Source organism: Mesorhizobium sp. M0590 (genome assembly GCF_040320905.1).
Classification (GTDB): Bacteria; Pseudomonadota; Alphaproteobacteria; order Rhizobiales; family Rhizobiaceae; genus Mesorhizobium.
The window spans coordinates 52188-65025 of the sequence record NZ_JAMYQN010000014.1 but is presented as its reverse complement, the minus strand read 5'-3'; the positions used below and the strand labels follow the sequence as shown (position 1 = coordinate 65025).

The window sequence follows — 12838 nt, the reverse complement described above, 5'->3', positions numbered from 1 at the left end:
ACCCCACGCTCCATTTCGGAGAGCCTTACTCCTCGGGCTGGCCGACAAGGGCGGCGGCGAGACCGATTTCAGGTGTCTGGTCGGAGAAGATCGAGGCGAACCAGCCGGGGTTGGAGACCAACGACGGTTTGAACGCGTTGCAGCCAGCCTTCATCTCCGCCCAGGTGCCTTCGTCACAAAGCTTTATCGTCTCGTTGGTGACGACCGGCAGTGGCAGGATCGTCTTCTTGGCAACCTCCTTGCCGTCAAGCGCCTCGACCGCAAGCTTGAGGGCCAGCGCACCGGAATAAGGCGGCGACGCGTAGGAAATGCGCGGCGCGCCGAGCGGCGCATAGGGAGAGGTTGCGCCCTCGACCTCCGTGCCCTCCGGCAGCATCTGGATGCGCCCGCCATTGGAGCCCTCGCCGGCGCAAGGCAGGAGTTCGCTGACCTTTTTGCCGGCCTCGAGTTGCATGGAATTGGCGGTGAAGCAGCCGACCTGCATCCACAGCCCGTTGATGTCGTCCCAACTGCGCGTCGCCAATATCTTGGAAAGTTCGGTACGGGCCACCGCCTGGCTCCACATGCCGACAGCCTCGCCGACGATCTTGATGTCGGGATGCTTGGCAAACACCTCCTTCGCGGCCTTGGTGCGCAGATCATCGACCGAGGTGCCGGGAACGCCGGTCACCGCGATGATGTTGCCCTTGCCATTGAGCTTCTTGACCAGCCACTCCGCCGTTACGCGGCCAGCCTCTTCCTGGTCGATATGGACGTTGTAGGCGCAAGGCTCCGTGATCTCGGCATCGTAGGCAAACACCTTCACGCCCTTGTCGCAGGCGTTCTTCACCACCTGGTTGAGCGCGGTCGGCGAGATCGGGAAGATCACGATGGCTTCGGCGCCTGCCTGGACCATGGCATTGATCTGCTGGATCTGGCGCTGTGCGTTCGGCCCCGCAACCTGGACCTGGAGGTCCACCTTGTCGGCCATGCTCTTGTGCGACGCCATCGCCTTGACCATGTTGGCGGCCTCGGCCTGCCAATCATTGCCGATGAAGCTCATGCTGAGAAATATCTTGTGCTTTCCGGCCGCTTCGGCGGCGGACGTACCAAGAACGCAAACAGCCATGCCGGCAAGCAGCGCAAACCGCCGGGCTTTCGATCCGATACCCATTCAAAACTCCTCCCAGTTCAGACGACCGAATGCCTCCCAAGGGCACGAAACGTACTCCTTGTCATTCGACGCAGCTGAACGTATCATGATTTGATCAAAGATCAATGATGAAAAGGTAAAAGCCGGATACGCCGGCGCTTGACGCGGCAATCCGAACCTTGCATTCCGGGCACAGGCGCCGGGTAGGACAAGAGCGTCACCCGTATGGGGAAGGGTAGGCAGAGATGGCTGGGGCGGCATTCAGGAAGCCGGGCGTCGAGATCACACCGCTGTCCAGGGAAACCCTGCAGGACAGGGTCTACCGGCACGTTACCGAGTTGATCCTCGACGGCAGTATCGTTCCAGGTGAAATGGTGACGGTGCAGAGCCTTGCCGACGCTTTCGGCGTCAGCCCGATGCCGGTTCGCGAGGCACTGCGGCGTCTGAGCGCCGCCAACGCCTTGATGGTGGTTTCGGGCCGTTCGATTGGTATCCCTGCATTAAGCCGCGCGCGGCTTATCGATCTCAGGAACGTCAGGTTCGAAATTGAGGCGATCGCCGCCGCATGGGCCGCCGAACGCATGGACGATCAAGGCGTGATGCTGCTGCGCCAGCATCTGGACGCACTCGAACAGGCCAATGCCGCCGGCGACGTCAAATCCTACCTCAGGGCTAACTACTCCTTTCACTTCTCCATCTATCGGGCCGCGGGCTCGGAAAACATGCTCAACATCATCGAGAACCTGTGGCTGCAGATCAGTCCCTATTTCAACATGCTGCACGATTCCGGAAACTATTCGACCGCCAACCAGCACCATCAGGAGATGTTTGCAGCGCTGCGAGACCGCAACGCGGAGGCGGTCCGGGCTGCGGTTCGCGCTGACATCGACGCGGCTTTCACTGTCCTGATCAAACTGCTGAAATAGTCGCAGGTCGCCAAGCCCGACATGGCAGGACGGCGATGCTCACCACGAACCGCCGAGCATCAGCGGACATTTCCAGCGCCCTGCTGCGGTGATTCATCCAGAGGGGACGATCCAGCGCTCACAGGGCCGAGTTGGTCAGGGGTAGCGCTTGCCAGAGCCTACAAGCTCATCCTTAATCGCTGGCGTTGCGGTGTGACCGTCGGCACGGGTGAAGGCATGCCCGAGCGGCTTGTCAACAAGAACGGGAGACGGCAGTGTTCTGACGTTATCAATGAGCCGCGTCTCGCCGAGCCAGGCCGCTGCAAACAGGCGTGCCGGCCGATCCAGGCTTGCTATCGGTTGCAGATCTGCCTCGCCACGGAGTTCCAGGTACTCGACCTCGCGATAGCCCGCGGACAGGATCGCTGCGCGCGCTTCGGCAAGCGTTGGCAGGACGGGAGAGCCGTTCGAGAGCCCCGACGCCGTATCGAGTAGGACCGATGCTAGCCTTGGGGCGACGGCGCGCTCTGCCGGCGAGAGCCGGACATTGCGCGATGACAAAGCGAGACCATCGGCTTCCCGGACTGTCGGACAGGGGACGACGGTGATCGGAATATCCAGGTCCCGGACCATGCGCCTGATAAGTTGAAGCTGCTGGAAGTCCTTCTCTCCGAAAAAGGCGAAATCAGCGCCGGTCTGCAGGAAGAGTTTTGCAACGACGGTCGCCACCCCATCGAAATGGCCGGGCCGGAACGCACCGCACAGGCTTTCACTGACGCCGGACACGGACACGGTCGTGGCGAAGCCGTCAGGATACATCTCAGTCGCATCCGGAACATAAAGCAGGTGGGCGCCCAGCCGCGTGAGCTTTGCAGCGTCTTCGTCTTCCGTGCGGGGATAGGCGGCAAGATCCGCCGCACTGTTGAACTGCTTGGGATTGACGAACAGCGTCACGATCACGCGATCGGCCTTTTGAAGCGCAGAACGCACGAGACTCAAATGCCCTTCATGCAAGGCTCCCATCGTAGGCACCACGGCGATATTGAGACCGGAACGGCGCCATCCAGCCACAGCGGTACGAAGCTCGGCAATGGTGCAGACGATCGGCGCGCTCACGCGGCTTCTCCGGCTTGCGGTGCGTCGGCGAAGAGATGTTCGGCCGCCGGAAAGCGCCCTTCCCGCACATCAGCCGCGTAAGCCGCAATGGCGGCTTCGGCCTCTGAGCCCAGTTCGGCATAGCGCTTGACGAATTTCGGACGAAAACCGGTGAACATGCCCAGAATATCGTCGACGACCAGAACCTGGCCGTCGCAGGCGGCGGAGGCGCCGATCCCGATGGTTGGAATCGTAACCTCCTCGGTTATTCTTCGTGCGAGCGGCTCGGCCACCTTTTCCAGCACAACGGAGAATGAGCCGGATTCGGCAACAGCAACAGCGTCCCGCAAAATCCTGTCGCCGTCTCTGCCCCTGCCCTGGACCTTGTAGCCGCCAAGCACATTGATCGCTTGCGGTGTCAGCCCGACATGGCTCATGACGGGGATGCCGCGGGCAATGAGAAAGCGGATCGTGTCAGCCATGCTCTCGCCGCCCTCCAGCTTGACCGCGGCGCATCCGGTCTCCGCCATCAGCCGGGCGGCGTTGCGAAAGGCCTGTTCGCAGCCCTCCTCATAGGAGCCGAAGGGCATGTCGACGACCATCAGCGCCCGTTCAAGACCGCGGCGGACGGCCTTGCCGTGCATGATCATCATCTCCAGCGTAACCCCGAGGGTTGACGTCAGGCCATGAAGCACCATGCCGACGCTGTCGCCGACCAGGACCACGTCGCAGTGCCTATCGGCGAGGCGCGCAACGGGCGTTGTATACGCTGTTAAGCAGACAATCGGCTTCTTGTGCTTTCGGGCCGCAATGTCCGGCGGCGTCAGCGCCTTTGTCTCAACCGCCACACTCATCGGCACATTCCCTTGGGTCAAGTTCCAGCGGTGACGGTTTTGCATAGTTCTGTGCAGGTGCGAAGGCCAAAACCGCACTGCATCAGAAAAGTTTGTGCGTCGCGAAGCAGGCTCTCCGCAAAGCAAACACAGAGGGCCAGCGTTCCTCTGCTTCGGTGATCCTGCGCGACAACCGTGTTGCTGAGCGGCTGAGCAATCGGGCTCCGGCCGTTTTCAACTCGAACAGTTTAACTGCCGCACGGCGGTTCACGCCAGAAGCGACCTTGGTTGCAAGCCTACCCGAAATGCGTTGTGACGGAAGCATGCGCCCGCACTCCAGACACTACGATTTGAATCAATATCGCTGGTTCGAATCGGTTCCAAAACAAGGTGCACGCTGGCGGCGTTGGCATTTTCCGCATATTACCAATCCCTTGACTACCGTCAAAGCCGCTCCAGAATCATGGGCATGGCTTGGGAAATTGCGGACATCAATATCGGCGATGAGGTGGCGATCACCGTGACGGTGCTGAAGCTCCTGGACGACGGAAGAGCTAGCGTCAGCATCCCCTCCTATGGTTTTCCGCATTCGATCCCTGCTCCTAAAAAGTCCAAACCAGGTGACGAGCTCCAGCTCACTGGCGAGGTCACGCGGGTCGACGAGGAAAATCGAAGGGTGACCGTGAAAGCTGGCGGGCTAATCACCGTGGATGCCGATACGATCACCGACTGGACGCCTGTCCGCCGCAAAAAGATGTCGCTCACAGATGAGGCGGATTAGCGAACGCAGATCAAACCATCGATGCCGAAGACAAGTCCGCTAGGCCTGGCCGCCCTTGCTCTGGTGCGCGTGGCATCGAGGAGACCTGCCCGGCCGGCGTGCTGCCGATCGAGGAGGCTGTCTTCCTGCTCTTATGGCCAAGAGCCCATGCATGAGGGTGAGCCCCTTGCCAAGGCTATCATTGAAACAGTTGAACGGCTAACTGCTTGCGGGGAAGGCAATCGGCCCCAGGTGGCGCACTGTACGAAAATTACCAAGTTCGTTAGCCGGGAACAAGCACTCTACATCAAACGTTTTTTTGCGCGAGACTGAACTCTCCTCCGTTCTCCAGTCTGGCTGTAAAGGCCCGCTGCTTTGCACGGGCAGCGGGCCTGAGGGTTCGCACATGCCGCAGCGCCAGCGTACCAATCGCACCTGCCTTAGTCCTCATGATTTGGCTATTTGCCAGCGCGTTTTCGATCGGATTTGCGCAGACGAAGACCTCGACCCTTTAAGCCAACAGGGCAAAATCCTGGCGGAAACGGTAGTGGCGACTTTTCGAAATGCTCACACTGACGAGCGCGAACTGCTGAAGGCAGTCAGGTCTCATCGAGGAAATTGAGCGGCAAAATTTCACCCGACCGACAAGGTCGGGCTTGACCCATTCGGCCTTGTCCCCGGAGCAGGCCCGGGAGCTAACGAGGCCCTAACTGCCAACAAGATAGGCGTCACCGATTGCGGCGTCGCTGTGTTGACGGTCGTTTTGCGCCCGCATCATTCCGCTCTTGCATAGCAGTCCCAGTCTTCAGCCGCTGTTCCCGTAGTCTGGCCGTTTTTGCCTCCCGTGCCGTACGCTCAGTGCGGGTCCTTGCTTTCCTGATGAGCAGCCATGCTTCACCTACGTTTTTTGCCGGTGCCCAACCTTCGTCAAAACCCGCTGTTCCACTCCGGATCCTACCTCAGGGCTAACTACGCCTTTCATTTCTCCATCTATCGAGCCGCGGGCTCGGAAAACATGCTCAACATCATCGAGAACCTGTGGCTGCAGATCAGTCCCTATTTCAACATGCTGCACGATTCCGGAAGCTATTCGACCGCCAACCAGCACCATCAGCAGATGTTTGCAGCGCTGCGAGACCGCAACGCGAAAGCGGTCCGGGCCGCGGTTCGCGCTGACATCGACGCGGCTTTCACAGTGCTGATCAAACTGCTGAAGTAACATTCAGGTCGGCATAAGCGACATGCCGCCTCCATTGCTGATCAGACTTCCAGTTCTTTTTCCGCCCACTCCGCGAATTTTTCCAACTTGTCGAGCAAGCTCTCCGCTTCGGGTAATGATTTTGCCCTGATTCCGTATTGAGTTTCGTCCTTCTCATCGAGGATGCTCCGCAACCTGCTGGCCTGCGCTGCAGGAAGGCGATTTCCAAGCGCGTCGCGCATGATTTTCACCACGGCCGCATGATCCGCGCGGTTGATCTTTCCTGCAAATCGGGCAGTGAGCGCATCGGCGTATGCTATTGCCGCATTCACGATCTGCGACATAGCCGGATTTCCGATGTCACCCGTTCCGGACATTGCCACCTCTAAACGGGCAGCCTTCAAATATGAGCGGGCGATGCGCAATCGCCCCTCGCCAAAGCCTGTCTCGACTGCTTTCGTCGCACCTCTTCTGGTCATGCCAACGCCTTCCGGCGAGTTTTTGTTGCGAGTTCGTCCGGGCGTGAACCCAAGACGAGCAGGGCATTGGCTTCGACCCCGCCCCACCACGGGTCTCGCGTGCTCGACAGCCTTGCCACATCCTCCGGAGTGAGTCCCACGACCGAGGGATTGAAGCCAAGCTTTTGACCTTGGGTCACCAGTGCCTCACGGATTTCTTGGAGCGCGCTTTCTAGCTTTTCGGATGGCGTAACCACTGCGATGTCGAGATCGCTGTCTGGACGGTCCTCGCCCCTCGCTACGCTGCCGTAAATCCAGGCCGCGAGTACGTTCGGCCGAACTGCGGAGACCGCCTCAGTGATTACGGCGCGAATATTGGAATACCGAAGCGCCTCCTGCTCGAAGAGGGCTTCCAGTGATGTCGCCAGCGGATGGCGATCATTCAACCGGTAAAGACGAGCCCTGCCCGTTCCCTCTGAAGATACGATGCCAATCCCTTCCAAGGTTGCGAGAGCAGACCACACGCTTGCCCTTGCAAGCCCGCTACGAGTCGCAAGCAATGGAGAAGAAAGCAAGCCGCCGTGGCGCGACAATTCCCGGAGCAATCTTACGCTTGCTTCGGTGCCGAGCATAATGGTGAGTGGATAGCGCAAAGCGCTTTGAGCGGTCGAGCGTGCCATGGCGCAAGTTCCCTCTGCTGTGGACTCATAGCACATCACTCGTCGGATATCAAATCGGATGTTTTGTTTTCTAAACGAACGTCCTGTTGTCTGAATCCTGGACGGTTGCTGCGCCACGTTTGCATCTGGACCTGATGGGTTTTAGCGGCTTGTTCCAGCCGACCATGTGGCCACGTCATTGGCCCTGAAGCGGCCGACATGGTAGCAGTGGCCGCACTCGACGATGAGCAGCATGTTGGCCTTGGCGGCACGCCATACGCACTCCATCGGCCCGGCCATGGTCATTTCCGCGTGGAGTAGTCCTCCGAGAGCGGTAGGAGACCAAGGTTCGGCATGCGGTAGTTAGGCTCCTTCTCCGCGACAGTGGCCAACACCTCGTGCAATTTGTCGAACAGCCCAACCATTCGCTTTGAGGTTGAGTTGCGCCGAAAGCGCCACCTCGCGAAGGCTTAGTGCTTCCCTTATGATCCCTCAACGTCCCGAGCAAACAGTCTGTCATACCGGCTTTTTCGTCTGCCCATGCGGCTCTCCATGGCTGTGAGCACTGCCTCACGTGCCGTCAATAAATACGAACCTATTCCTCGCTGAGTCACTTAGTCCTTGACTCTTTTGTTCCGTTTTTGTTCTCTGTGGCCAGGAACGTTTGGAGCAATCGCCATGGACCACATCGTGACACTGGACAGCCGCCAAGAAGCAGCCCTCCAGGCCGTCGCCGACAAATTCATTGCCCAGCACAAGGGCGACGCGGTGAAGGCGCTCAAGGAAATGATCGTACTCAATGGCCACCTTCACGATCGCCTTGACGAACTCTCGGCTCGGCGTCGGGCAAGATGTTAGGAGGGACCCCGATGAGCATCATGCACCTGGACGCGGCGGCTAAAGCCGAACTGCACTCGGAGGCGGAGAAGCTCATCGCCCGCTACGAGAGTCCCCTGGAGACCGTCAAGGCGCTCATGGCCTACAACTGCGAGCTTGAGACCCAAATACTTACCCTCGCTTACCGACACCCGGAGCTGGTGCAGGTCAGCTACAACGACACGCCACCTGTGTTGGGGTGATCACGGCGGAGGCCAGAGCAAACAGACCATGCAGGACCTTATCACTTTTCTAGAAGTCAACGTGGTGCTGGTGTTGGCGAACCCGGCCGCCTTTGCCACGTTTGCCGTTCTGATGGGAGGAGGCGGATTTGTCGTTGGCCGCTACTTGCTAACCGAACGTCTCGCCAATCTGGAAAGCCGCATTGTTAGACGTGACGAGGAAATCGCTGAGCTGAAAGCAAAGAAGAAAGTACAACATCGGGAGGCGCCGATGGTGCCCATAATCGGTACTGTTGCAATTGGTCCCACCAACCGAAGCGGCCCTGTAAATCTGGCTATCGGACAAGCCCGACGTAGAAGCGGCCGGGCGACCGCCAATGGAGGACAATGAGGTCGAATGATCGACGGTTGCCCTAACGCGCTGGTTGAGGCGATCATCGCGGTCACCTCTCTATCGTCGGCATGGGGGTGATCATTCTCGACAGCATCCTGCTGCGCCTCAGGGAGCGAACGCTCTGGCCGAGGCTTTGGCTGATTTTCCAAAACCCGCCGCGACCTGCCGAGTGCAACGCGCAAAGGCTCCTCAAAACGGTGCTCTTGCACGCGCACCTCCCAAGTCTCGAACGCGACTCAATCCTCGGTCATGTGATAGGTTCACGCCATGTCTGATCATATTCTGCCCGGTCCAAAGAAGCCCAAGCTAATCGTCGTCGTGGCGTTCGATCGTGGCGAGGACGGCGAACTGTTTCCCGCCTTTGGTCCCGCCGATCAGCAAAGCGAGGAACGCGCCATCCGCACCGGTCAGGCGCTCGCAGGGAAGCACGTTGGCGTAATCGCATGGAGCCGCGACGCCGACCCGGCTATTGGCGACTATGGCCCGCCGACCGTGCTATTCACCTGCGGTGACGTGCCGGATATGGAGTAAATTCAGCCCCGAGATTCCATTTCGCGGTGTTCGGAGAACTCCCCTTCACTGGGTATTTGTGGATCATTTAACGCCGCTATTGGCGATGCGCTCTTCGAAGTCGGGGCCAAGCCCGACGGCTGAAGCACTGGCCAGCGTCGCGGCGGCGGCTTCTGGGCCAAGCGGATGCCTTCTGTTGCTTGCGGACGTTTGATGTGGCGCAAAGGATCAGCAGAAGCTAACATATCTTGTTCTTGGAGGCTGTCGTGCGTACGAAACGTTTCAGAAAGCCCGTCGTCGTTCAACCCGGCCGGATCGATCGCGACAGAGTTGTTGCGTCGGTATCCGACGCGGCCGAAATCCTGCTGAGGGATTGGCCGAGGCCGGAGGGCAAGTCGCGGCTCGCCGCAATCGAAGCATGCCTTGCCGTAATCCGTGGAGAAAAACCACCAAGGATAGCGCGCCAGGCGTTCATCGCTGCTGCCAAGGAGGCCAGGATACTGCTCGGGGAAGAAATTTAGGCTTACCCAGCACCCGTATGTGCATGCCCCTTGAAGCACGGAGCGCTGCTCGATTCAGCGGCGTTGTTGTTTTGTGGCATCGAGCAGAGCGTGATATATCGATGTAGTGCGATTTTATCGATATGATTTGATTGTCTGTCGAGGGCGACGATGTATCGGCTCGACTTGTCGATCGCACATTGATCGACCTCTCCTGCCCCCGCCAGGATACGAGGATGTGAAGACGCAAGCAGTGCTGAAGCTTGTGTTGTGGCGTGAGCGGCGCGCTTACTGAACTGCGAAGCCAGGCAGCTCATTCCCAGCCAGGCCACCTAGACCATCTAGACCTGACGGCATGGCCCGAACGTCGTGCACTGTCAGGCTTTGGCCTTGCGCTTTGCTGGTGCTTTCCTTGGCGGCGTCTTGGCAACCGCCTTGCGGCCGAGACCGGCAGCTTTGGCAAGCGCAGACCGCTGAGCCGCATAGCTGGGCGCTACCATAGGATAGTCCCACGCCAAACCCCACTTGGCTCTGTACTCATCAGGTGTCATGCCAAGCAAGCCCAGGTGGCGCTTCATCGACTTGAACTTGCGCCCGTTCTCAAGGCTTATGATGTATTCGGGAAAGATCGACTTCTTAGGATTTACCGCGGGCGTAAGTATTGGCGATGGTGCAGCGACCGACTCAGCCAGACCAGACAACGCAGAATTAACACTGGCGATCAAATTCGGCAGATCCGCCACGGGCGTTGCGTTGCTCTGGACATAGGCTGCGACGATATCTGCTGTCATCCCTAGCAGATCAGCCCTTCGCTGCCCAATTGCTTCATCCATCAAAATCGTTCCGTGTTGATCTCCGACGTTCCTATTTGGAAAATTCGGCCTGCGCAATTGCAAACAATGATTATTTGACGCCAGATTACTCCAAGGTCGACTGTGCTGGTCATCTCCTGCGCCATGCGTGTGTGTGGCCGATTTCCCTTCAGGTGTAGCACCCTCATTCACCCGAATGCGATCAGCAGATCGTTGGCATTGTCTGGTCGCCGGCCTTGATCTGCACTTCGGCGATGGTGCTGTCGCGCTCGGCATTGCAGCGCCGTTCCATCTCATCGCTTCGATCGAAAGAAGCAGATTGCCGGCCTTCATCGCCTGGAGGCCAGCGACCGAGAGCGCCGAGACGACGCCAGGCCTCGGCGCGCCGACACGCGAACACAGCCCAGGATGGCAACGTGCATTCGGGAGATGTCAGGCGTTCAAGCTTTTCGCTTCCTTGGCGGCGCTGAGAAATGCCACGCCGGCAATCTCCGGGGCCCTATCGCCGCCGAGCATGCAGGCCATGGGTGCCTGGATGCGGCGCCCAGTTTCTCCAACGGGCCCATCATAGCTCATTAGGTCAGGCCGGCGTTTACGCGTTCGACTCTACCTTCACCGCGAAAAAGTACCTGTCGATACATGCGATCCAGCCGTCGCCTTGCGGTCATGGAGCAAAATTCAAAATGCACTGTTAGGGTACGCCTCGGGCGAAGGCCGCCTTGCGAGAGGATGGCACGGTAGCGAGGCTGCGCTCTTAAAGTCGTCCTTACGAGCGAAGTTAGCAGCACAGCATGAGCCATGTGACGTTATTGACCGGGCCGGAGCGGCGTCGGCGTTGGAGTGAAGCGGATCAGTGCCGGATATTGGCCGCGGCATTCGCGCCCGGGGCCACAGTGGCGGCGGTGGCGCGTCAGTACGATGTCGCGACCAGCCTGATCTATAAGTGGCGCCGCACGGTGAGAGCCCGCGAGACGGGCTTTGCCGAAGTTGTCGTGGCTCCCGATGAGCCTGTCGCCGTTTCGCGGCCGGCGGCGCCACCAGCGGTGATCGAGCTGGAGGTCGCCGGCAAGGTGCGGCTGCGGATTCCGCTGACCACGCCGCCGACACTGGCGGCGGCGATGGTGAAGGCGCTGGGCGTTTCGCATTCACCATGAATGACGCCTGCATTGCGGCGAGAAGCTCGCCGCGGCGCTTTCTATTGGCGACCGAAATGGTTGCCGAAGGAACCCCAGCAAGATTGGCATCAAGGACAAGGTCGGAATTCCTGTCGAATTCCATCAGCACAGTGCTGGAAAAGAGGTCGTCGAAACGCCAGGAATGCCGAAGCGACTTGACCGCCCTGTCTGGACCGGCGGTCAGGTCCAGCTTCGCTTCGGCAAACACATGCGGATGGGCGTTCGCCGCCGCGGCGGAAGCGAGCACGCCGCGCCTGATACCATGCCTGTCAGTCGCATTTTTCGCTCACATTTCGATCGTCGATTCCGGATCAGGCAGGACACCTGCCATTGCAAGCAGGCCGAAATGGGACATACCAGAACAGGTCGTCATGCAACTAGCGTCTGAGCATGATCACGACGCCTGGCCTGGCTGGTCCTTGTTCATCGTTGCGCGAATATAGTTCAGGTTCTTGGTTCCAACGGCGCCGATATCGGTGACCTGGAATCCGCTCTCGGTCAACAGCGAGGCGACCGAATGCATATCGACATGACCATGCTTGTGAAGCCTGGGCAATCTGGATTTGCGCATGGGCCTGCCGAAATCGATGAGCAACAGCCGGCCTGCGGGCTTCAAGACGCGTGCTGCCTCGCGGATGAAGGCCGATCGAACGGGCTTCGGCAGGTGATGCAGCATCAGCGTGCCGACGACGATGTCGAATTGCGCGTCCTGGAAGGGAAGCTGCTGCGCCGTCCCGTTGACGAAAGTCAGATCGAGACCGGACTGCTCGGCCTTGGCGCGCGCCCTCTCAACCATTTCGACCGACGCATCGACGCCGGTGACGCTTCCGTCCGAACCGACCAGCCGCTTCGCGGCAATGGCAAGGGTTCCCGTTCCACAGGCCACATCGAGCATCGCTTCGCCGGGCTGGAGCTTTGCCGGGCGAAGCATCAGCTCGCGAAAGCGGCCCTCGCGCCCGAAGGTCAGAACGCGCGCAAACAAGTCATAGGCCGCCGCCCGGTGCAAGACGATGCCGATGCCCCTATCGCTCGCGCCGTGCGCACCGTTGCCGACGAGCCCCCTGTGACGCAGGCTGCCCCACAGCGCCAATCCCGCGATCACCGCAAGGACGAGGCCGTGGAATGCCGCCGTCCAGGCGCCGGCCTGAATATAGCCCATGCCCAATTCGGCGAGGACGAGGAAGCCGGCGACCAGCGACAGCTTGGCAAGCAGGGCCAACGCTATCACCCTCTTGCGCGAATGCGGTCCGTTACCGGCGTGATGATCAGATGAGTGCATGTCTGGCGACCTTTTGCTTCATTGCGGCGTGCCCAAACCCGATTTGAGCTCCTGGACTTGGCGTATCATA

The 12838-nt window shown here is 59.6% G+C and carries 17 protein-coding genes and 1 pseudogene; 9 read left to right on the top strand and 9 right to left on the bottom strand.

What is annotated here, in order from left to right; all coding sequences use genetic code 11:
- Nucleotides 1-25: 25 nt before the first annotated feature.
- Nucleotides 26-1153 (bottom strand): sugar ABC transporter substrate-binding protein, encoded by a 1128-nt coding sequence (locus tag NKI52_RS22280; RefSeq protein WP_352644330.1) that lies wholly within the window; start codon nucleotides 1151-1153, stop codon nucleotides 26-28.
- 224 nt (nucleotides 1154-1377) lie between these two features.
- Here NKI52_RS22280 and NKI52_RS22275 point away from each other — a divergent pair, with 224 nt between their 5' ends.
- Nucleotides 1378-2058: a GntR family transcriptional regulator gene (locus NKI52_RS22275; protein ID WP_352699587.1), complete on the top strand. Its 681-nt coding sequence runs from the start codon at nucleotides 1378-1380 to the stop codon at nucleotides 2056-2058.
- Nucleotides 2059-2193: 135 nt separating this feature from the next.
- Here NKI52_RS22275 and panC read toward each other — a convergent pair whose 3' ends face one another.
- The gene (gene panC / locus NKI52_RS22270) at nucleotides 2194-3153 is read right to left on the bottom strand and encodes a pantoate--beta-alanine ligase (RefSeq protein WP_352699585.1); all 960 of its coding nucleotides are present in this window, start codon (nucleotides 3151-3153) and stop codon (nucleotides 2194-2196) included.
- Nucleotides 3150-3986, bottom strand: a complete 837-nt coding sequence (gene panB, locus NKI52_RS22265; RefSeq protein ID WP_352699583.1) for a 3-methyl-2-oxobutanoate hydroxymethyltransferase — start codon at nucleotides 3984-3986, stop codon at nucleotides 3150-3152. Before panB ends, panC begins: the two co-directional genes overlap by 4 nt.
- A gap of 448 nt (nucleotides 3987-4434) precedes the next feature.
- On the opposite strand from panB, the gene NKI52_RS22260 reads away from it, so the two are divergent.
- Nucleotides 4435-4746, top strand: coding sequence for a hypothetical protein (locus NKI52_RS22260; RefSeq protein ID WP_031212213.1), 312 nt, complete (start codon nucleotides 4435-4437; stop codon nucleotides 4744-4746).
- A gap of 868 nt (nucleotides 4747-5614) precedes the next feature.
- Nucleotides 5615-5944, top strand: coding sequence for an FCD domain-containing protein (locus NKI52_RS22255; protein ID WP_352699580.1), 330 nt, complete (start codon nucleotides 5615-5617; stop codon nucleotides 5942-5944).
- 41 nt (nucleotides 5945-5985) lie between these two features.
- On the opposite strand, the gene NKI52_RS22250 is transcribed toward NKI52_RS22255, so the two are convergent.
- The 3 genes from NKI52_RS22250 to NKI52_RS22240 form a co-directional block, all read right to left on the bottom strand.
- Nucleotides 5986-6402 carry a hypothetical protein gene (locus tag NKI52_RS22250; protein WP_352699578.1) on the bottom strand — a complete coding sequence of 139 codons (417 nt, stop codon included), beginning with the start codon at nucleotides 6400-6402 and terminating at the stop codon, nucleotides 5986-5988.
- A complete protein-coding gene (locus NKI52_RS22245; protein ID WP_352644342.1) occupies nucleotides 6399-7061 on the bottom strand; it encodes a nucleotidyltransferase domain-containing protein in 663 nt (220 codons plus the stop codon). The genes NKI52_RS22250 and NKI52_RS22245 overlap by 4 nt, the downstream gene beginning before the upstream one ends.
- Nucleotides 7062-7202: 141 nt before the next feature.
- Nucleotides 7203-7340, bottom strand: coding sequence for a hypothetical protein (locus tag NKI52_RS22240; RefSeq protein ID WP_352621746.1), 138 nt, complete (start codon nucleotides 7338-7340; stop codon nucleotides 7203-7205).
- Nucleotides 7341-7718: 378 nt separating this feature from the next.
- Between NKI52_RS22240 and NKI52_RS22235 the strand changes: the two genes are divergently transcribed.
- From NKI52_RS22235 to NKI52_RS22215, 5 genes are all read left to right on the top strand, one after another.
- On the top strand, nucleotides 7719-7898 hold the full coding sequence (locus NKI52_RS22235; protein WP_352621744.1) for a hypothetical protein: 180 nt from the start codon (nucleotides 7719-7721) through the stop codon (nucleotides 7896-7898).
- 11 nt (nucleotides 7899-7909) lie between these two features.
- Nucleotides 7910-8119 (top strand): hypothetical protein, encoded by a 210-nt coding sequence (locus tag NKI52_RS22230; RefSeq protein WP_352699576.1) that lies wholly within the window; start codon nucleotides 7910-7912, stop codon nucleotides 8117-8119.
- 28 nt (nucleotides 8120-8147) lie between these two features.
- Nucleotides 8148-8489, top strand: coding sequence for a hypothetical protein (locus NKI52_RS22225; protein WP_352699574.1), 342 nt, complete (start codon nucleotides 8148-8150; stop codon nucleotides 8487-8489).
- Nucleotides 8490-8759: 270 nt separating this feature from the next.
- The gene (locus NKI52_RS22220) at nucleotides 8760-9023 is read left to right on the top strand and encodes a hypothetical protein (protein WP_352621738.1); all 264 of its coding nucleotides are present in this window, start codon (nucleotides 8760-8762) and stop codon (nucleotides 9021-9023) included.
- 245 nt (nucleotides 9024-9268) lie between these two features.
- Entirely contained in the window at nucleotides 9269-9523 is a 255-nt protein-coding gene (locus NKI52_RS22215) for a DUF982 domain-containing protein (RefSeq protein ID WP_352699572.1), read from the top strand.
- Nucleotides 9524-9879: 356 nt separating this feature from the next.
- Here NKI52_RS22215 and NKI52_RS22210 read toward each other — a convergent pair whose 3' ends face one another.
- Nucleotides 9880-10335: a Ros/MucR family transcriptional regulator gene (locus NKI52_RS22210; protein ID WP_352644347.1), complete on the bottom strand. Its 456-nt coding sequence runs from the start codon at nucleotides 10333-10335 to the stop codon at nucleotides 9880-9882.
- Between the two features lie 770 nt (nucleotides 10336-11105).
- On the opposite strand from NKI52_RS22210, the gene tnpA reads away from it, so the two are divergent.
- Complete coding sequence (gene tnpA / locus NKI52_RS22205) at nucleotides 11106-11468, top strand: IS66-like element accessory protein TnpA (RefSeq protein ID WP_352621733.1); 363 nt, start codon at nucleotides 11106-11108, stop codon at nucleotides 11466-11468.
- 88 nt (nucleotides 11469-11556) lie between these two features.
- On the opposite strand, the pseudogene NKI52_RS22200 reads toward tnpA, so the two are convergent.
- Nucleotides 11557-11748, bottom strand: a pseudogene (locus NKI52_RS22200) (DUF1007 family protein); the annotation flags it as partial.
- 135 nt (nucleotides 11749-11883) lie between these two features.
- Nucleotides 11884-12768: a class I SAM-dependent methyltransferase gene (locus tag NKI52_RS22195; RefSeq protein ID WP_352699570.1), complete on the bottom strand. Its 885-nt coding sequence runs from the start codon at nucleotides 12766-12768 to the stop codon at nucleotides 11884-11886.
- Between the last annotated feature and the right edge of the window lie 70 nt (nucleotides 12769-12838).

Coding starts and splice junctions, on each gene's coding strand:
- NKI52_RS22280 (WP_352644330.1), bottom strand. CDS start 1,153: ATGGGTATCGGATCGAAAGCCCGGCGGTTTGCGCTGCTTGCCGGCATG.
- NKI52_RS22275 (WP_352699587.1), top strand. CDS start 1,378: ATGGCTGGGGCGGCATTCAGGAAGCCGGGCGTCGAGATCACACCGCTG.
- panB (WP_352699583.1), bottom strand. CDS start 3,986: ATGAGTGTGGCGGTTGAGACAAAGGCGCTGACGCCGCCGGACATTGCG.
- NKI52_RS22260 (WP_031212213.1), top strand. CDS start 4,435: ATGGCTTGGGAAATTGCGGACATCAATATCGGCGATGAGGTGGCGATC.
- NKI52_RS22255 (WP_352699580.1), top strand. CDS start 5,615: ATGCTTCACCTACGTTTTTTGCCGGTGCCCAACCTTCGTCAAAACCCG.
- NKI52_RS22250 (WP_352699578.1), bottom strand. CDS start 6,402: ATGACCAGAAGAGGTGCGACGAAAGCAGTCGAGACAGGCTTTGGCGAG.
- NKI52_RS22245 (WP_352644342.1), bottom strand. CDS start 7,061: ATGGCACGCTCGACCGCTCAAAGCGCTTTGCGCTATCCACTCACCATT.
- NKI52_RS22240 (WP_352621746.1), bottom strand. CDS start 7,340: ATGGCCGGGCCGATGGAGTGCGTATGGCGTGCCGCCAAGGCCAACATG.
- NKI52_RS22235 (WP_352621744.1), top strand. CDS start 7,719: ATGGACCACATCGTGACACTGGACAGCCGCCAAGAAGCAGCCCTCCAG.
- NKI52_RS22230 (WP_352699576.1), top strand. CDS start 7,910: ATGAGCATCATGCACCTGGACGCGGCGGCTAAAGCCGAACTGCACTCG.
- NKI52_RS22225 (WP_352699574.1), top strand. CDS start 8,148: ATGCAGGACCTTATCACTTTTCTAGAAGTCAACGTGGTGCTGGTGTTG.
- NKI52_RS22220 (WP_352621738.1), top strand. CDS start 8,760: ATGTCTGATCATATTCTGCCCGGTCCAAAGAAGCCCAAGCTAATCGTC.
- NKI52_RS22210 (WP_352644347.1), bottom strand. CDS start 10,335: ATGGATGAAGCAATTGGGCAGCGAAGGGCTGATCTGCTAGGGATGACA.
- tnpA (WP_352621733.1), top strand. CDS start 11,106: ATGAGCCATGTGACGTTATTGACCGGGCCGGAGCGGCGTCGGCGTTGG.
- NKI52_RS22195 (WP_352699570.1), bottom strand. CDS start 12,768: ATGCACTCATCTGATCATCACGCCGGTAACGGACCGCATTCGCGCAAG.